The sequence below is a fragment of the Streptomyces sp. NPDC002911 genome, from assembly GCF_053591835.1.
The window spans coordinates 198,967-216,086 of record NZ_JBSFUO010000004.1 but is presented as its reverse complement, the minus strand read 5'-3'; the positions used below and the strand labels follow the sequence as shown (position 1 = coordinate 216,086).

The following is a 17,120-nucleotide window of genomic DNA, read 5'->3' as shown; positions in this document are numbered from 1 at the left end:
CTGACCGGTTAGGAGCGGAAGCGGCGGCCGACCACACGCCAGGCCAGTTCCAGGAAGGCCGCCGCTGCCGCCGCGATCCCCACCGCGGCCCAGGGCATCGTCGTGCCCACCAGCTTGAGCGCGAAGAAGTCCTGGAGCCGGGGCACCGCGAGCACGATGAGGAAGCACAGGCCCATCGTCGCCACCAGAGCGACCCGCCACCACGTGTACGGGCGGGCGATGATCGCCAGGACCCACATGGAGACCAGGAACAGCGTGAGGGTCGCCGCGCTCGTCTCCGCGTCCAGCGCACCCGTGCCGGCGTAGTGGTGGCGGGCGAGCAGATACGTGGTGAAGGTGGCCGCCGCCGCGATGATCCCGGACGGGATCGCGTACCGCATGACACGGCGTACGAAGTGCGGCTGGGCCCGCTCCTTGTTGGGGGCGAGCGCCAGGAAGAACGCCGGGACGCCGATCGTCAGCGTGGACAACAGCGTCAGATGCCGCGGCAGGAACGGGTAGTCCACCTGGGAGCAGACCACCAGGATCGCCAGCAGCACCGAGTAGACCGTCTTGGTCAGGAACAGGGTGGCGACCCGGGTGATGTTGCCGATGACCCGGCGGCCCTCCGCCACGACCGACGGCAGTGTCGCGAAGCTGTTGTTCAGCAGCACGATCTGGGCCACCGCGCGGGTCGCCTCGGAGCCCGAGCCCATCGAGACCCCGATGTCGGCGTCCTTCAGCGCGAGCACGTCGTTGACCCCGTCTCCGGTCATCGCGACCGTGTGCCCGCGTGACCGGAGGGCTTTGACCATGTCCCGCTTCTGCTGCGGGGTGACCCGGCCGAAGACGGTGTTGCGCTCGATCTCCGTCGCCATGGCGTCACGGCCCTCGGGAAGCCGGCGGGCGTCCACGGCGTGCTCGGCACCCGGCATGCCCAGCTTCTGTGCCACCGCGCCGACCGAGACGGCGTTGTCGCCGGAGATGACCTTCGCGGCGACGTTCTGGTCGTCGAAGTAGGCAAGGGTCTCCCCGGCGTCGGGCCGCAGCCGCTGCTCCAGGACGACGAGCGCGGTGGGTACGGCGCCGGAGGCGGCGTCCGGGGCGTCCAGCTCGCCCGGCACCCGGGCGAGCAGCAGGACCCGCAGCCCCTGTTCGTTGAGGTGGCCGGTCTCGGCGAGGGCCGGGTCGTCGGTGGACAGCAGTACGTCGGGGGCGCCGAGCAGCCAGGCGGACGCGGCGCCGTCGCCCTCGGTGAAGGCGGCGCCGCTGTACTTGCGGGCCGAGGAGAAGGGCACGGCCTGGGTGACGCCCCAGCGCTCGCCGTCCGGGCAGGCGTCGACGATGGCCTGGAGACTGGCGTTGGGCCGTGGGTCGGAGGCACCGAGGGCGCCCAGGACGCGGCGGACGTAGTTCTCGTCGGAGCCGTTCAGCGGGCGGACCTCGGTGACGTCCATGCCGCCCTCGGTGAGGGTGCCGGTCTTGTCCAGGCAGACGATGTCGACCCGGGCCAGGCCCTCGATGGCGGGCAGCTCCTGCACGAGGCACTGCTTGCGGCCGAGCCGGATGACCCCGATCGCGAAGGCGACCGAGGTGAGCAGGACGAGGCCCTCGGGGATCATCGGGACGATACCGCCGACCGTGCGGGCGACCGAGTCCTTGACGTTGTCGTCCTTGACGACCAGCTGGCTGATGATGAGCCCGATCGCCGTCGGCACCATCATCCACGTCACGTACTTGAGGATCGTGCTGATGCCGCTGCGGAGCTCGGACTGGACGAGGGTGAAGCGGGACGCCTCCTCGGCGAGCTGCGCGGCGTACGCCTCGCGGCCGACCTTGGTGGCGGTGAACGCTCCGCCGCCCGCGACGACGAAACTGCCGGACATCACCGGGTCGCCGGGCCGCTTGATCACGGGGTCGGCCTCGCCGGTCAGCAGCGACTCGTCGATCTCCAGGCTGTCGGCCTCGGCGACCGTGCCGTCCACGACGGCCTTGTCCCCCGGGCCGAGCTCGACCAGGTCGCCGAGGACGATCTCGGATACGGAGACCTCGGCGGAGGTCCCGTCGCGCCGCACGGTCGGTTTCGCCTCGCCGATGACCGCGAGGCTGTCCAGAGTCTTCTTCGCACGCCATTCCTGGACGATGCCGATCCCGGTGTTCGCGACGATCACGAAGCCGAAGAGGCTGTCCTGGATCGGCGCGACGGACAGCATGATCGCCCAGAGCACACCGATGAGCAGGTTGAACCGGGTGAGGACGTTCGCGCGGACGATCTCGGAGACCGAGCGGGACGAGCGGACCGGTACGTCGTTGACCTCGCCCCGCGCGACCCGTTCCGCGACCTCGGCGGTGGTCAGCCCCCCCGGCGGCGCGGTCGCGGAACGGGTCTGTGTGGGTTCCGGCTGCTCACCGAAGGAGTCGAGTGCCCGCTGCGTCATGATTCCGACCGTACGGGCGCAGGGCGTGATTCACCCGCCGGGCGCCGGAAGTTCCGACCAGGGGAGGACCGGAGCGGTCCCACGGTCGTACGTCAGGAACGCGCGGTGCCGGACGTCGTGGGCCCGGCGTCGGTGACAGCCGCCTCGGCCCGCGTCGCGGCCCGCTTGAGCGCGGCGTCCCGTCCCCGGACGTACCAGATGCCGATGAGGCCGAGTCCGGCTCCGGCCAGGCAGACCCAGATCCACCAGGCGTGCCCGCGGTCGTCGAACCAGCCGTAGAAGGGCACCTGCACGAGGAAGAGGACGAACCAGAGGACCGTGCCGCCGGTGATGGTGGCGACGACGGGGCCCTCCAGGGGCTCGGGTGCCTCGTGCTTCGGTGTCCACTTCTCCATGCGAACCAGTCTAGCCGGGGTGCGGCAGGCCGGTCGGCCCAAGGATCTACGCGCGGAGATAGCGATCTTCCACTTATGTATTCATACTGAATCTGCTTATGGGTGACTCGATTTATTCGTGTGAACATCCAAGAATGCCCCTCTTCATCCCCTCGCACGACTGAAGGTCACACATGTCCTCCTCGGCCACCGACCCGGTCGATCAGCCTCCGACGCCGCAGCAGCCTCGCGGCGTGCTCGACCGCTACTTCAAGATCTCCGAGCGGGGGTCCACGGTCGCCCGCGAGGTCCGAGGCGGTCTGGCCACGTTCTTCGCGATGGCGTACATCATCGTGCTCAACCCGATCATCCTCGGCAGCGCGAAGGACATGTACGGGCACCAGCTGGACGGGGGCCAGCTCGTCACGGCCACCGTGCTGGCGGCCGCGTTCTCCACGCTCCTGATGGGTGTCATCGGTAATGTGCCGATCGCGCTCGCCGCCGGTCTCGGCGTCAACACCGTCGTCGCCCTCCAGCTCGCCCCCCGGATGAGCTGGCCGGACGCGATGGGCATGGTCGTCCTGGCGGGCATCGTCGTGATGCTGCTGGTCGCGACCGGACTGCGTGAGCGCGTGATGAACGCCGTACCGCGCTCACTCCGCAAGGGCATCGCGATGGGCATCGGCCTCTTCGTGCTGCTGGTCGGGCTGGTCGACTCGGGCTTCGTCTCCCGCGTCCCGGACGCCGCGCACACCACGGTGCCGCTGCAGCTCGGCAGCGACGGCCACCTGAACGGCTGGCCGGTCCTGGTCTTCGTCCTCGGCACACTGCTGACCCTCGCGCTGATCGTCCGCAAGGTGCCGGGCGCCATCCTGCTCTCCATCGTCGCCATGACGGTTGTCGCGCTGGTCATCGAGACGGTCGCCGACCTGCCGGACGGTGCCTGGGGGCTGACCGTCCCGGAGTGGCCGGGGAATCCCGTCTCCTCCCCGGACTTCGGCCTGATCGGTGAGGTCAGCCTGTTCGGCGGCTTCGAGAAGGTCGGCCTCCTGACCGGCATCCTCTTCGTCTTCACCGTGCTGCTGTCCTGCTTCTTCGACGCGATGGGCACCATCCTCGGCGTCGGCGACGAGGCGAAGCTGATGGACAAGGACGGTAACTTCCCGGGGATCAACAAGGTCCTGCTCGTCGACGGTGTCGCCGTCGCCGCGGGGGGTGTGAGCTCCTCCTCCGCGTCGACCTGCTTCGTGGAGTCCACGGCGGGCGTCGGCGAGGGGGCCCGTACCGGGCTCGCGAGCGTGGTGAGCGGGCTGCTCTTCTCGGTGGCGCTGCTCCTGACGCCCCTGGCGACGATGGTCCCCTCGCAGGCGGCCACACCGGCGCTGATCGCGGTCGGATTCATGATCCTCGCGGGCAATGTGCGCGACGTGGACTGGGGCGACTACACGCTCGCCATCCCGGCCTTCCTGGCCATGCTGATGATGCCGCTCACGTACTCGATCACCAACGGTATCGGGATCGGCTGCATCGCCTTCAGCGTGATGCGCCTGGCGGCGGGCCGCGGCCGGGAGGTCCCGGCGGCCATGTACGTGGTGTCGGCGGTCTTCGTCTTCTACTACGCGATGCCGGCGCTCGGCCTCACGTAGGCACGGACGTCTTCACCGCCTCCACTCCTACGGGGCGGATCTCCGTCATGTGACCCGGTCCACCGGGTCCGGGTGACGGGGCTCCGCCCCGTAGAACTTCTCCGTCTCGTCGACGGACGCGTGGAAGCGCTCGTCGAAATCGTCGCGGACGAGCGTCCGGACCACGTAGTCCTGGACGCTCATGCCGCGTCTGGCGGCGTGCCGGCGGAGCCGGTCGAGCAGCTCACCGTCTATGCGCAGGCTGAGCACTGTCGATCCCATGCCAAGCAGGGTCGCGGCACCCACGGCCTTTTCGCGGCTCTTTCCGCCCCATACTCACTCGTTCGGGTGATCAGTTTCTCGCGCGTGTACCAGTGGCTGGTATTTAGCATAGCTAATGAGTTACGCTAAGGAACATGCCTGACCTGATCCACGACGGCGACAGTGCCGCCGCCGTGAGCTCCCTTCGCTCCGCCGTGATGCTGCTGGGCCGGCGCCTGAAACACCAGCGCGTCGACGAGTCGCTGAGCCCCACCGAGATGTCGGTGCTCGGCACACTGGCCCGCTGCGGTTCCGCCACCCCCGGTGAGCTGGCCCGCAGGGAGCACGTGCAGCCGCCCTCGATGACGCGCATCGTCGCGCTGCTGGAGGCCAAGGGTCTGGTCAGACTGGAAGCGCACCCCGATGACCGTCGACAGAAGATGGTCAGCCGGACCGAGCAGGCGGAAGCCATGCTCGCCGAGAGCCGCTCCAAGCGGAACGCCTGGCTGGCCAACCTCGCCGAGGGCCTGGACGAGGACGAGTGGGAGAAGCTGCGGGCCGCCGCGCCCGTGCTGGAGAAGCTCGCCCACCTGTGACCCGGCGGGGCGCGCGGGCGCACAGCCCGTGGCGCCCCGCAGTCACGTCCTCGTCAGCAAGAACGCCGTATACGCCCGAGGAGGCGAATCCTTTTGAGTACGGGATCCGGAGCAGACTCCGCCCCCGCACCGACTTCCACCCACGAGAGCAAGACCGGCGGGACCTTCTCGTCGCTGAAGATCCGTAACTACCGCCTGTTCGCCACAGGCGCCGTGATCTCCAACACCGGTACCTGGATGTCCCGCATCACACAGGACTGGCTCGTCCTGAGCCTCACCGGGTCCGCCGCCGCCGTCGGCATCACCACGGCCCTCCAGTTCCTTCCGATGCTGCTCTTCGGCCTGTACGGCGGCGTCATCGCCGACCGGCTCCCGAAGCGGCGTCTGCTCCTCATCAGCCAGGCCGCGCTCGGCCTGTGCGGCATCGCGCTCGCCGTCCTGACGCTCTCCGGCGTCGTGGAGGTCTGGCACGTCTACCTGGTCGCCTTCTCCCTCGGCATGGTGACCGTCGTCGACAACCCGGCGCGCCAGTCGTTCGTCTCCGAGATGGTCGGCCCCGCGCAGCTGCGCAACGCGGTCAGCCTGAACTCGGCGAACTTCCAGTCCGCCCGGCTCATCGGCCCCGCCGTCGCGGGTGTCCTGATCACGACGGTCGGCAGCGGCTGGGCGTTCATGCTCAACGGGCTGTCCTTCATCGCCCCGCTCATCGGCCTGGCGATGATGCGTACCAGCGAGCTCCACGCGTCCGTGACCGTCAAGCGCGCCAAGGGCCAGCTGCGTGAGGGCCTGCGCTACGTGTCCGGCAGACCGGACCTGATCTGGCCGATCGTCCTGGTCGGTTTCGTCGGTACGTTCGGATTCAACTTCCCGATCTTCCTGACGGCCTTCGCGGACGAGATCTTCCACGGCGACGCCGGGATGTACTCCTTCTTCAACATCCTGATGGCGGCCGGCTCCCTCGCCGGGGCGCTGCTGGCCGCCCGTCGCCGCTCCTCGCGGCTGCGGATGCTGGTGGCCGCGGGCACGCTGTTCGGTCTGCTGGAGATCGTCGCGTCGCTGTCGCCGTCCGTCTGGCTGTTCTCGCTGCTGCTCGTGCCGATCGGCATGATCGGCCTGACGACCAACATCAGCGCGAACACCAGTGTCCAGATGGCGTCGGATCCGGAGATGCGGGGCCGCGTGATGAGCCTCTACATGATGGTCTTCGCCGGGGGCACGCCGGTGGGCGCCCCGATCGTCGGCTGGATCAGTGACGTCTACGGTGCGCGCGTCGGAATGGCGTTCGGCGGCGCGGTCTCGATGGTCGCGGCGCTCGGCGTCGGCTTCATGCTGACGCGTGTCGGCGGCCTGCGCGTGAAGGTCGACCTGCGCCCAGGTCGCCCCCACGTGCGAATAGTTCCGCGCGAGCAGCTGGCCACGGCTGCCTGAGCGCTGCCCGCCTACGCCGCCCCCTCCTCGCCGGAGGGGGCGGCGTTCCCGTTTTCAGTCGCGGGGGAACCTGTCCGTCCGGAGAGCGAGACCGACGGGGGTGTCGGTCAGGTCGACCGGGGTTCCGAAGTCGAGGCTCAGCACGCTGCGGTACTCGGCGTCCTTGGGAATCGTGTGGAGATGCCACGTCCTCTTGTAGGGGTCGATGATCAGATACACGGGTACGCCTGCGGTGGCGTACGTGGCCCTTTTCGGACCGTAGCCGTTCGCGGCGGTGTCCTTGGAGATCACCTCGGCGACGAACTCGGTGTCCTGGTAGCGCCAGTGGCCCTTGGCATCTGCCGAGGCGCCCTCGCACAGAGCCACGACGTCGGACGCGAAGCCGTGGAGGCGGCCGGGAAAGTCGATACGCACGTCGGACAGCAGCTGCTCCTCCTGGTACGTGGCGAACAGCTGCCTGACGATCGAGAGGATGATCTGCCAGTGAGTGCCCCTTGGCGGCGACACGTAGACGTTCCCTTCGACGATCTCGACCTTGAGTCCCTCGGGGGCGGGCTCAAGCCACTCGAACATCATGTCCAAGGTGCGCTCGTCGCTGGTGTCGGCCGTCTCGATCCTGTCGTCGATGACGGTCATCGTGCCGCTCCTCCCCGCTGTCGCACGGCGCGGGCAGCCGCGTAGTGCAACGGCAGGCCCGGCCCCCCGGTCACGTCGGGACGCTGGGACACTCGCCGCATGAGCAGCCAGAGACTCTTCGCCGCCGTCCTGCCGCCGGAGCCCGCCGCCGACGAGTTGGCGAGGGCAGTCGCCCCGCTGCACCGGCTGCCCGGAGCCGTGAACCTCCGCTGGACCGCCCGGGCGGGCCGGCACTACACGCTGGCCTTCCTCGGGAACGTCGACGAGGAGCTGTTGCCCGAGCTGTACACCCGGCTGGAGCGGGCCGCGCGCCGGACCGAGCCCTTTCCGCTGCGGATCCATGGCGGCGGCAGGTTCGACGGGCGGGCGTTCTGGGCGGGGGCCGAGGGGGACATCGACACGCTGCGGCTGCTGGCGCAGCGGGCGCACGCCGCCGCGCGCAAGGCCGGGATCCCGATGGAGGAGCACCGCCACTACACCCCGCACCTCACCCTCGCCCGCAGCCGGGTCCCGGCGGACCTGACCCCGTACACGGCGGCACTGGAAGGCTTCGAGGGCATGCGCTGGGAGGCCGCCGAGCTCACTCTCGTACGCAGCAACCTTCCGGTCGACGGGGTGCCGGGGGAGCAGCCCAGGTACGAGGTGGTGCAGGCCTGGCCGCTGGGCCGGTGAGCGGGGCGGTTACGCTCGTCGGGTGGATCCGAAGACCAGAAACCGCATCATGGCCTCCGTGCTCGTACTGATGTTCATCGTCGTCGCGGCGGCCTCCGCCCTCGGAGGCTGACCCCCGGGGGGCGAAGGCCGCACGCGCGCCGCGTGGCTACCAGGCGAAGTTCTCCGGCGACGGGCCCGGGCCGGGGAAGATCTCGTCCAGCGCCGACAGCACCTCGTCCGACAGCTCCAGCTCCACCGCGCGCAGCGCCGAGTCGAGCTGCTCGCGCGTGCGCGGGCCGGAGATCGGGCCCGTGACGCCGGGCCGGGTGAGCAGCCATGCCAGGCCGGCCTCGCCGGGCTCCAGACCGTGCTTCTCCAGCAGGTCCTCGTACGCCTGGATCTGCGCCCGCACCTTCGGGTCGGCCAGCGCGTCGCCGGAGCGGCCGGAGATGGACCGGGCGCCTCCGCCGTCGCGCTCCTTGCGGATCGCGCCGCCGAGCAGCCCGCCGTGCAGCGGCGACCACGGGATGACGCCGAGGCCGTACTCCTGGGCGGCCGGGATGACCTCCATCTCGGCGCCGCGTTCCATCAGGTTGTAGATGCACTGCTCGCTGACCAGGCCGTAACTGCCCCGCTGCCGGGCCCGCTCGTTGGCCTGCGCGATCTTGTAGCCCGAGAAGTTGGACGAGCCCGCGTAGAGGATCTTGCCCTGCTGGATCAGGACGTCGATGGCCTGCCAGATCTCGTCGATGGGGGTGTCCCGGTCGACGTGGTGGAACTGGTACAGGTCGATGTGGTCCGTCTGCAGCCGCTTGAGACTGGCGTCGACCGCGCGGCGGATGTTGAGGGCGGACAGCTTGTCGTGGTTGGGCCACGCCTCGCCGTCGGCCCCCATGTTGCCGTAGACCTTGGTGGCGAGGACGACCTTGTCACGGCGGTCGCCGCCCTGCGCGAACCAGGTGCCGAGGATCTCCTCGGTGCGGCCCTTGTTCTCGCCCCAGCCGTAGACGTTCGCCGTGTCGAAGAAGTTGACGCCGCCCTCCAGGGCGGCGTCCATGAGTGCGTGGCTGTCGCTCTCGTTGGTCTGGGGGCCGAAGTTCATCGTCCCCAGCACGAGGCGGCTGACCTTGAGTCCGGTGCGTCCGAGCTGCGTGTACTTCATGGTTCCCAAGCCAACTCCTTCGAGCGCGCTCTAAGCAAGGGCGGACTCAGGCGCGCCGCGCGAAGCGGTCCAGCGCGGCCGGCACCGCCCGGGACGTCGCCGGGCCGCCCGTGTGGCCCGCGTCGTCGATGACCGTCACCTCGGCGTGCCGCCGGGCCCCGGGCCCGCACCCCGAGCCCGGTCCGCCGTGCACGACGAGGGCGGGTTTGCCGGCCGGGTTGCCGCAGACCTCCCAGTACGAGAGTTGCCGTCCCCCACATCCAGCATTCGCCGGTCGTAGGGCTCGATCGGCGGGTACTTCTCGTCGGGCTCCCGGTTCACCGCTCCTGCTGGGGAGGGCCGACGGGCAGCCGGCGCTTGTGGTCGGTGAGGCGGTAGCGGCTGACGATCGTGTCGAAGGTCTGCTCGTCCACCGGCTCGCCCTCCAGGAAGTCGTCGATGGCGTCGTAGGTGACTCCGAGCGCCTGCTCGTCCGCCTTGCCCGGGTCCAGCGTTTCCAGGTCGGCCGTCGGCACCTTTCCCACCAGCTCTGCCGGGGCGCCCAGCGCCTCCGCCACGGCACGCACCCGGCGCTTGGTCAGGCCGGTCAGCGGGACCAGGTCGGCGGCGCCGTCCCCGAACTTGGTGAAGAAGCCGGAGACCGCCTCGGCCGCGTGATCCGTGCCGACGACGAGGCCGTTGTGCGCACCGGCCACCGCGTACTGGGCGATCATGCGCTGCCGGGCCTTGACGTTGCCGAGCACGAAGTCCTGGTGACGGGGGTCGCGGAAGGCCACGTCGCCGGTGAGCAGGGACTCCTGCGTGGCGTCCGTCGCGGGCTTGATGTCCACGGTCAGTACGTGGTCGGCCTGGATGAAGGACAGCGCGAGCTGGGCGTCGTGCTCGTCGGCCTGGACCCCGTAGGGGAGGCGCATCGCGTAGAACCGGGCCTCGTGGCCTGCGGCCCGGGCACGCTCGACGGCGAGCTGGCACAGCCGGCCGGCGGTGGTGGAGTCGACACCTCCGCTGATGCCGAGCACCAGGGAGCGCAGACCCGTCGAGGTCAGCCGCTCGGCGAGGAAGGCCGCGCGGCGCTCGATCTCCTGGTGGGCGTCGAAGGTCTCCGCGACTTCCAGTTCCCGGGCTATCTCCCGCTGCAGGGTGATGTTCGCCGGCTCGCTCACGTCTGCTCCTCGGTCCGGTTCCACGATGCCTGTCGCGCCCACCCTACCCAGGGCCGTTGCGTGTGCGGCCGTGGCGGTCAGCCCTGACGGCCACGTGGTACGCGGACTCCCACAGGGTTTCGCCGAGGCCAGGCCCACCACGGCGCGCACACTCCCGTCGGACAGGCGTCATCAGGCCTCGGCTTACGGAGGCCTACCGTCCGGCCGCAGAGCCTGTCCCTGAGCGCCGCAGCGTGCCCGAGGTCGTGGAAGGCCGTGGAAAACTGGGGCGGAGACCCACTTCGACCAGGTCCAAGAGGCCGGCGAGCGAGACGACGAGGAGGCCGAGCTGTGAATGCCGACCCGCAGGTCCTGACGGTGCTGGACGAGCTTCTCGCCTCCGCCGCTCCCGGTGAGCGCGGCGCCCTGTGGCATCTTGCCGAGCAGGGGCGGGAGTTGGACGCCAACCTCGTCCGTCTGCCGCCGGGCGCCGGGGTGGGTGAGCATCAGGAGGACGTCCTGGACGTGCTCCTCGTCGTCCTTGCCGGCGCCGGCAGCCTGCGTACGGGCGCCGGAGACACCCTGGAGCTCACCCCGACGACCGTCATCTGGCTGCCCCGCACCTCGCGCCGCGCACTGGAGGCGGGGCCGGAGGGGCTGACGTACTTCACCGTGCACCGCCGCCGCCCCGGTCTGGCGATCAAGCCGGCCGTGCGCGCTCCCGCGTACGAGGGTGGCGAGGCCCCCTGCATGCTGGACCTGGTGTGCCCGCAGTGCGGGCGGCTGTCCGCGGACCGGGCGCCGAAGTTCTGCAGCGCGTGCGGGGAGCCGTTCCCGGAGCGGTGACGGGGCGTGGCCACCGAGGCCGGTTAAGGAGGGACTTCACCTCGTCGGCCGGCCTGTCGAGTCGTATGGGTGCTCCCGCGTCGGGCGCATACCGCTCGTGGGCGCCGGCTCGACCGTGAGGTGATACCCCGGGGGCGTATCGCCCTTCGGGGGCTTCCCCCCGTACGGGGTGTACTCAGCGACACCCGGCACTCGGGGGCGTACGCCCAATGTGCTCGCCCGCTGCCGTCCGTAGCGTCGTTGACGTGGCGCAGGGTGCGTCCGACGAGCAGAGGGTGATGACCATGTTCGATCGCGAACGGCAGCCCACGAGCCGGGCCGCCGAGGCTCTGCGGCTGGTCTCGGTGACCAAGGTGTACGGAACCGGGGACAGTGCGGTGACCGCCCTCGACGGGGTGACCCTGAGCCTGCCGGCCGGAAGCTTCACCGCGGTCATGGGCCCCTCCGGTTCCGGGAAGTCCACGCTGCTCCAGTGCGCGGCGGGCCTGGACCGCCCCGACCGGGGGCAGATCCTCGTCGACGGCGAGGAGATGAGCGGCGGCAGCGAGGCGGCACGCACGAAATTCCGGCGGCACCGGATCGGCTTCGTCTTCCAGCAGTACAACCTGCTGCCCACCCTGACCGTCGAGGAGAACACCTCCCTGCCGCTCCGGCTGGCCGGCCGGAAGGCCGACCGGGGGAGCATCCGCGCGGTCCTCACACAGGTGGGACTCGGTGAGCGTCTCGGCCATCTTCCCGACGAACTCTCCGGCGGTCAGCGCCAGCGCGTCGCCATCGCGCGCGCCCTGGTCACCCGGCCGGGCGTGATCTTCGCCGACGAACCGACCGGCGCCCTGGACACGCGCAGCGCACGCGATGTGCTGACCCTGCTGAAGGAGACCGTCCGCCTGCACGGCGGCACCGTCGTGCTCGTCACCCACGACCCGGTCGCCGCCTCCTACGCCGACTCGGTGCTCTTCCTCGCGGACGGGCGGCTGGCGGGCCGTCTCCCCGCTCCCACCGCCGAGGCCGTCGCCGAACGCATGACGCACCTCGGGGACCGCGCAGCCGAACGGCGCGCGAACAACGGCCCCTTGATGGAGGTGTGAGCGATGCTGTTCCTGGCCATGCGCTCGGTCCGCAAGCGCCCGGGGCGCTTCCTCGCCACCCTGCTCTCGGCGTTCCTCGGTGCGGTGATCGTCATGACGTTCAGCTCTCTGCACGACACGGCGGCGGCTCCCGGAGTCGACGAGGTCAGCTCGGAGTCCATGACCGTCTCCGCGAGCGTCGTCGGCGGATACGGCTCCCTCCTCGTCTTCTTCGCCATCGCCTCCACCCTCACCGTCAGCGTCCGCCAGCGCGCCGAGGAGATCCATCTGCTGCGCTGCACCGGGGCCACTCCCGCCCAGATCACGCGCATGGTCGTCGGGGAGTCCGCCGTGGTGGCCCTGGCCGGCGCGGTGCTCGCCATCGGGCCCGCCGTGCTCGGCGGGCGGTTGCTGCTCGACCTGTTCCAGGACAGCGGCCAGGTCGCTCCGGACGTCGATCCGGCCTTCGGTGCTACGGCCCTGGGCTCGGGCTTCGGCATCGCGGTCCTCGCCTCCGTCGGCGCCGCGTTCCTCGCCGTACGCCGCGCCACCGAGGCCGCCGCCGGAACCCGCGGCCCGTCCGGCGGCCGGGGCCGCACGCGGGCGGGCTACGCCGCACTGGTGGCCGGGACCGGGGGGATCCTGACCACGTACGCCGTCGACAGCACGGAGGAGATGCTGATGGCGTTCCCCGTCTACGGGGCCGTTCTGCTCTCCGTCGGTTTCGCGGTCCTCGCCCCGTCCCTGCTGGACCGGCTCCTGGCGCTGCTGCAGGGCCCGTTCGCCACGATGGGCGGGGCGGGCGGCTACCTGAGCGCCCGCAATCTGCGGCGACGCGGTGCGGAACTGGCCGGAGTGCTGATGCCGGTGATCATCTTCACCGCCATGGCCACCGCCACCCTCTACATCCAGGCGGTGGAGAGCGACTGGGTCGCGGCGTCCGGCCTGGACAAGACCGTCGAGGACAAGAACGTGGAGACCCTGAACCTGGTCGTCGTCGGCATCATCGTCGTCTTCTCCTGCATCATGCTCGTCAACAGCCTTTACGCCGCCACCTCTTACCGCAGCCGCGAGTTCGGCCAGCAGCGCCTGGCAGGGGCTACCCCCGGCCAGGTCCTGGGCGTGGTCGGCTGGGAGGCGGCGATCCTCACACTGACCGGTCTGGTCCTGGGCACCGTCGCGGGGATCGCGGGGATCATCCCCTTCACGATGGTCCGCACCGACCAGGTCCTGCCCGACCAGGGACCTGCCACCTGGCTGGTCATCATGGCCGTCTCCACCGTGGGCACCCTCGGCACGAGCCTCGGGACGGCGCACAGATCACTCCGCACGCCGGCCATCGACGCCGTCACCGTGGCCGCGTGATCCCGTACGGAAGAGCAAGGGCGCCTCCGCTGCCATCGACGAAGGCGGCGACGTCGAGCGGGGTAGTTGCCGGAGCCGGTACGAACTGGCAGCCCGCCGGGGACCAGTGGTGGCCGTTGCTCGGAGCCCGGCCGATCCGGCACGGGGCGGACACCTGCCCAACAGCCCGTCGTCTGGCTATCCTTGGCTTCATGACTGCCCAGCCTCCGGAGTCCTCCGTGCGCCCTCTGCCCCCAGGCGAACTCCGCGCCTCACATGACGACCGGGACGCGGTGGTGGAGCAGCTGCGCGACGCGGCAGCCGAGGGGCGGATCGATTTCGAGGAGTTGGACACCCGTCTGGAGCAGGCGCTGACCGCCAGAACCCACGCCGAGCTGGCCGTCCTGACCGCCGACCTGCCGAGGCTGATTCCCGCCGAGAGTCAGCCCGCGTTGGTGCTCAAGGGCGGCATGCACGGTGCGTCCCGTGGCCCCGGGCGCTGGGATGTTCCCGGGCAGCTGGTCGCGCACGGTGGCGTGGGTGGCGTGCGGCTCGACTTCACCCGGGCTCAGTGCCGCCTCACCGAGGTCGCACTGGAGGCGTACGGGGAAATGGCCGGTGTCACGATCGTCATCCCTGACGCCTGGGCCGTGGACACCGGTGGCATGGACCCCGGCATCGGTGGCCTGAAGGACAAGACCACCCCCGACCGCCTCCCGGGGACGCCGCTGATCCGGCTCACCGGGGCCGGCGGCATGGCGGGAGTGATCATTCGCCACCCGAACCGTTGGGAACGGCGCAAGCTGCGCAGCAACCCGGCGCACGACTGAGTTGCAGGCGTTCGCGCCTCTCCGCATGCTTTCAGCCGTGCCTTCCGACGTACCCGAGGCCACCCGGGCGAATACCGTCCTCGACTTCGCAGGTGATCGCAGGCAGGCGGACACCGGCAAAACGTGAGCACAAGTACGGCCAGGGTGGGTGGGTAAGGGCGAAGCGCCTCATCATCGCTGAGCAGGCCGTTGATCTCGTCCTCGGGTGAGCTGAACGTCCTGCCCGCCGACGCCGGACGAGCCGTGCTGGAGCGCCTCTGACGGTCGGGCCAGGGGCGGACCGGGCATCGGTCGTCGGTGGTCACGGACAGGCGGAGTGGCGCACATCAGGCGGCTTGCCGTTCAGGGTCTCCGCAGGACCGCCGCTCAGTCGAGGGCCTCGGCCTGCCGGGTCATCGGCCCGCCGGCGTCGCCGGTGTTGACCGTCCCGGCCGGTTCGAGAAGCAGGATGGCGGCCTCCTCCTCGGCCACGGGGCAGTGCTCGACGCCCCGGGGGACGACGAAGAGCTCACCGGGGCCGAGCGTGACGTCACCGTCGCGAAGCTGGATGGTCAGCCGATCGGAGACGACCAGGATCAACTCGTCGGTCGCCTCGTGGGTGTGCCGGACGAACTCGCCTTTCACCGTGGTGAGTTGGACCAGGTAGTCATTGACGCCGGCCACGATCTTCGGCGACCACAGTTCGCTGAACTGCGCGAGCTTGTCGGCGAGGCTGACGGGAACGGGGGGTGTGGGCACGGCGAGTCCTTCCGTGCGGGGATCGGTCCGGGTCGGCTGCCGGGCACTGCCCCCAGCCTGCCGTGCCCGAACTCCCGCTGTTCGGTATGGGTCATGGGCCGTGACGGTGTACGTGGGGCCCGTCATGCCGATGTGGAGGGTGACGCAGTCCGCTGATCAGGTCGATTTTGTACAACCGTGCGAGCGCTCACCGGTACTGGGGGACTGTGCGCTCAGCGGCGCGGCGTGGGGCGCGCACTGCGTCACGGACCAGGACAATGGCGCACGCGCCGTCCAGGGGCGCCCGAGCCCTGTCCGGGGCAGACCAAGGAGGACCCATGGTGGATGTCCCGGTGGACCAACTGACCGGTGCTGTCGACGGCGTGCGTACGCGGGCCCGTGAGCAGCTCTTCGAGGCCGGCCTGGAGCTGTTCGGGGTGTACGGGTACGCGAATGCGTCGGAGCAGGCCCTGTGCGAGACGGCCGGGGTGCCGGAGGAGGTGCTCTGGGAGGAGTTCGGCTCCCGGGAGGGCCTGCTGATGGCCCTGCACAACGAGATCACGACCAGCGGACTGCGGGCGTCGGAAGCGGCCCTGCTCTCCGAGGGGATGGACGACTGTCCGGTGGGGAAGCGCTTCCGGCGGCTCTTCGACGCGTACGTGTCGGCGGTGACCCGGGACCTGCGTGCGGCGCGGGTGACGTTCGTCGAGGTGCTGGGCGTCAGTCCGGCGGTGGACGCGCACTGCAAACGGTGGCGTGACCTGTGGACCGACTTCCTGACCGGTGAGGCCGAGCGCGCGGCGGTGCGCGGGGAGGTGGAGGAACGGGACCACCGGGTCGTGGTGATGGTGATGGTCGGTACGGTCCACGAACTCATGGCCCACCATGCCCGCCGTCCGCGCAGGGCCCGGCCGGACGAGGTGTCGGAGGAGCTGACCCAGCTGGGGCTCGCGATGCTCGGGGTGGAGCCGACGGCCTGAGCGGGGCCGGCCGCTTCCGGAGCGCGGGGCCGGCTCCTGGTGCGTTCAGAGTCTGATGTCCGCCGCTATGGGCAGATGGTCGCTTCCGGTGGCGGGCAGCGAGCGGAGGCGGGTGACCGTCGCCGAACGGGTGAGGACCTGGTCGATCCTGGCCACCGGGAGCTTCGCGGGCCAGCTGAACGCGAAGCCGGGCTCCGGCGGGGTCATCAGCGAACTGACCGGTTCAAGACCGCGGTCGTCCAGCGTGCTGTTGAGGTCCCCGAGGAGGATCACCTGGTCCAGAGGCTCGGCGGCGATCGCCTCGCCCAGAAGGGCGGCGCTCTCGTCCCGCCGTCCGGAGGTGAGCCCGGTCGCGCCGATCCGTACCGAGGGCAGGTGCGCGACGTACACGGCGACTTCGCCGTGTGGTGTACGGGCCGTCGCCCGCAGCCCCCGGTTCCAGCCCTCCCCGACGTCCTTCGGCCTGATGTCCACCAGCCGTACGCCGGTGAGCGGGTACTTCGACCAGAGGCCGACCGTGCCCCGCGTCGCATGGTGGGGGTAGCCGGAGGCCAGCGCCGCTTCGAAGGCGGGCAGGGCCGGGGCCGTCAGTTCCTCCAGGGCGATGAGGCCGGCGTCCGTCCCGGCCAAGGCCCGTGCGGTGGCGGCGGGGTCGGGGTTCACATCGCTGACGTTGTGCTGGACCACGGTGAACGGACCGTCCGGTGCCTGGCTTCCGGCGGGCAGCATGGGCCCGAAGAGGGTGAACCAGGCGGCCACGGGCACCAGCAGCACGGCCGACGCCAGGAACGAGCGGCGCAGGAGTGCCAGGACCAGCAGGACGGGGACGGCGAGGCCGAGCCAGGGGAGGAAGGTCTCCAGCAGACTGCCCATGTGGCCGGGGGTGTTGGGGACCAGGCCGGGGAAGACGAGCAGGGCCGCCACCAGGAGGCAGAACAGGGCGACCACGCGGCCCCGCTTCCAGCTCCAGCCCGGTGCTCGGCCGCCCCGCTTCTTCATCTCTTCCTCACGCGCTCATGCTCCGTGCCGGACGCCTCCCTG

The 17,120-nt window shown here is 70.4% G+C and carries 17 protein-coding genes and 2 pseudogenes; 10 read left to right on the top strand and 9 right to left on the bottom strand.

What is annotated here, in order from left to right:
• Positions 1-8: 8 nt before the first annotated feature.
• Both ACWD04_RS08840 and ACWD04_RS08835 read right to left on the bottom strand, forming a co-directional pair.
• The gene (locus ACWD04_RS08840) at positions 9-2,417 is read right to left on the bottom strand and encodes an HAD-IC family P-type ATPase (RefSeq protein WP_451129596.1); all 2,409 of its coding nucleotides are present in this window, start codon (positions 2,415-2,417) and stop codon (positions 9-11) included.
• 92 nt (positions 2,418-2,509) lie between these two features.
• Complete coding sequence (locus tag ACWD04_RS08835) at positions 2,510-2,812, bottom strand: DUF2530 domain-containing protein (RefSeq protein WP_451129594.1); 303 nt, start codon at positions 2,810-2,812, stop codon at positions 2,510-2,512.
• A gap of 173 nt (positions 2,813-2,985) precedes the next feature.
• Here ACWD04_RS08835 and ACWD04_RS08830 point away from each other — a divergent pair, with 173 nt between their 5' ends.
• Entirely contained in the window at positions 2,986-4,437 is a 1,452-nt protein-coding gene (locus ACWD04_RS08830; RefSeq protein ID WP_451129592.1) for an NCS2 family permease, read from the top strand.
• A gap of 45 nt (positions 4,438-4,482) precedes the next feature.
• On the opposite strand, the gene ACWD04_RS08825 is transcribed toward ACWD04_RS08830, so the two are convergent.
• Positions 4,483-4,698, bottom strand: coding sequence for a hypothetical protein (locus ACWD04_RS08825; protein WP_451129590.1), 216 nt, complete (start codon positions 4,696-4,698; stop codon positions 4,483-4,485).
• Between the two features lie 134 nt (positions 4,699-4,832).
• On the opposite strand from ACWD04_RS08825, the gene ACWD04_RS08820 reads away from it, so the two are divergent.
• The gene (locus ACWD04_RS08820; protein WP_451129588.1) at positions 4,833-5,273 is read left to right on the top strand and encodes a MarR family winged helix-turn-helix transcriptional regulator; all 441 of its coding nucleotides are present in this window, start codon (positions 4,833-4,835) and stop codon (positions 5,271-5,273) included.
• A 93-nt stretch (positions 5,274-5,366) separates the two neighbouring features.
• Positions 5,367-6,701, top strand: a complete 1,335-nt coding sequence (locus tag ACWD04_RS08815) for an MFS transporter (protein WP_451129586.1) — start codon at positions 5,367-5,369, stop codon at positions 6,699-6,701.
• 54 nt (positions 6,702-6,755) lie between these two features.
• On the opposite strand, the gene ACWD04_RS08810 is transcribed toward ACWD04_RS08815, so the two are convergent.
• Positions 6,756-7,337 carry a Uma2 family endonuclease gene (locus ACWD04_RS08810; protein ID WP_451129584.1) on the bottom strand — a complete coding sequence of 194 codons (582 nt, stop codon included), beginning with the start codon at positions 7,335-7,337 and terminating at the stop codon, positions 6,756-6,758.
• 99 nt (positions 7,338-7,436) lie between these two features.
• Between ACWD04_RS08810 and thpR the strand changes: the two genes are divergently transcribed.
• A complete protein-coding gene (gene thpR, locus ACWD04_RS08805; protein WP_451129582.1) occupies positions 7,437-8,009 on the top strand; it encodes an RNA 2',3'-cyclic phosphodiesterase in 573 nt (190 codons plus the stop codon).
• Positions 8,010-8,157: 148 nt separating this feature from the next.
• On the opposite strand, the gene ACWD04_RS08800 is transcribed toward thpR, so the two are convergent.
• The 3 genes and pseudogenes from ACWD04_RS08800 to nadE all read right to left on the bottom strand — a co-directional run bounded on the left by ACWD04_RS08800 (position 8,158) and on the right by nadE (position 10,316).
• Positions 8,158-9,153 (bottom strand): aldo/keto reductase, encoded by a 996-nt coding sequence (locus ACWD04_RS08800; RefSeq protein WP_451129580.1) that lies wholly within the window; start codon positions 9,151-9,153, stop codon positions 8,158-8,160.
• A 148-nt stretch (positions 9,154-9,301) separates the two neighbouring features.
• Positions 9,302-9,420 (bottom strand): annotated as a pseudogene (locus ACWD04_RS08795) (prolyl aminopeptidase); the annotation flags it as partial.
• A gap of 50 nt (positions 9,421-9,470) precedes the next feature.
• On the bottom strand, positions 9,471-10,316 hold the full coding sequence (gene nadE / locus ACWD04_RS08790) for an ammonia-dependent NAD(+) synthetase (RefSeq protein ID WP_451129578.1): 846 nt from the start codon (positions 10,314-10,316) through the stop codon (positions 9,471-9,473).
• Positions 10,317-10,646: 330 nt separating this feature from the next.
• Between nadE and ACWD04_RS08785 the strand changes: the two genes are divergently transcribed.
• From ACWD04_RS08785 to ACWD04_RS08765, 5 genes and pseudogenes are all read left to right on the top strand, one after another.
• A complete protein-coding gene (locus ACWD04_RS08785; protein ID WP_451129576.1) occupies positions 10,647-11,141 on the top strand; it encodes a hypothetical protein in 495 nt (164 codons plus the stop codon).
• 284 nt (positions 11,142-11,425) lie between these two features.
• Positions 11,426-12,229, top strand: a complete 804-nt coding sequence (locus ACWD04_RS08780; protein ID WP_451129997.1) for an ABC transporter ATP-binding protein — start codon at positions 11,426-11,428, stop codon at positions 12,227-12,229.
• A gap of 3 nt (positions 12,230-12,232) precedes the next feature.
• Complete coding sequence (locus ACWD04_RS08775; protein ID WP_451129574.1) at positions 12,233-13,573, top strand: FtsX-like permease family protein; 1,341 nt, start codon at positions 12,233-12,235, stop codon at positions 13,571-13,573.
• Between the two features lie 191 nt (positions 13,574-13,764).
• A complete protein-coding gene (locus ACWD04_RS08770; protein ID WP_451129572.1) occupies positions 13,765-14,382 on the top strand; it encodes a DUF1707 SHOCT-like domain-containing protein in 618 nt (205 codons plus the stop codon).
• Between the two features lie 15 nt (positions 14,383-14,397).
• Positions 14,398-14,509, top strand: a pseudogene (locus ACWD04_RS08765) (AraC family transcriptional regulator); the annotation flags it as partial.
• 239 nt (positions 14,510-14,748) lie between these two features.
• Here the strand turns inward: ACWD04_RS08765 and ACWD04_RS08760 are convergent.
• Positions 14,749-15,120, bottom strand: coding sequence for a cupin domain-containing protein (locus ACWD04_RS08760; RefSeq protein WP_451129570.1), 372 nt, complete (start codon positions 15,118-15,120; stop codon positions 14,749-14,751).
• 317 nt (positions 15,121-15,437) lie between these two features.
• On the opposite strand from ACWD04_RS08760, the gene ACWD04_RS08755 reads away from it, so the two are divergent.
• Positions 15,438-16,079 carry a TetR/AcrR family transcriptional regulator gene (locus ACWD04_RS08755; RefSeq protein WP_451129568.1) on the top strand — a complete coding sequence of 214 codons (642 nt, stop codon included), beginning with the start codon at positions 15,438-15,440 and terminating at the stop codon, positions 16,077-16,079.
• Between the two features lie 45 nt (positions 16,080-16,124).
• On the opposite strand, the gene ACWD04_RS08750 is transcribed toward ACWD04_RS08755, so the two are convergent.
• Positions 16,125-17,078 carry an endonuclease/exonuclease/phosphatase family protein gene (locus ACWD04_RS08750; RefSeq protein ID WP_451129566.1) on the bottom strand — a complete coding sequence of 318 codons (954 nt, stop codon included), beginning with the start codon at positions 17,076-17,078 and terminating at the stop codon, positions 16,125-16,127.
• Positions 17,079-17,120: the final 42 nt, after the last annotated feature.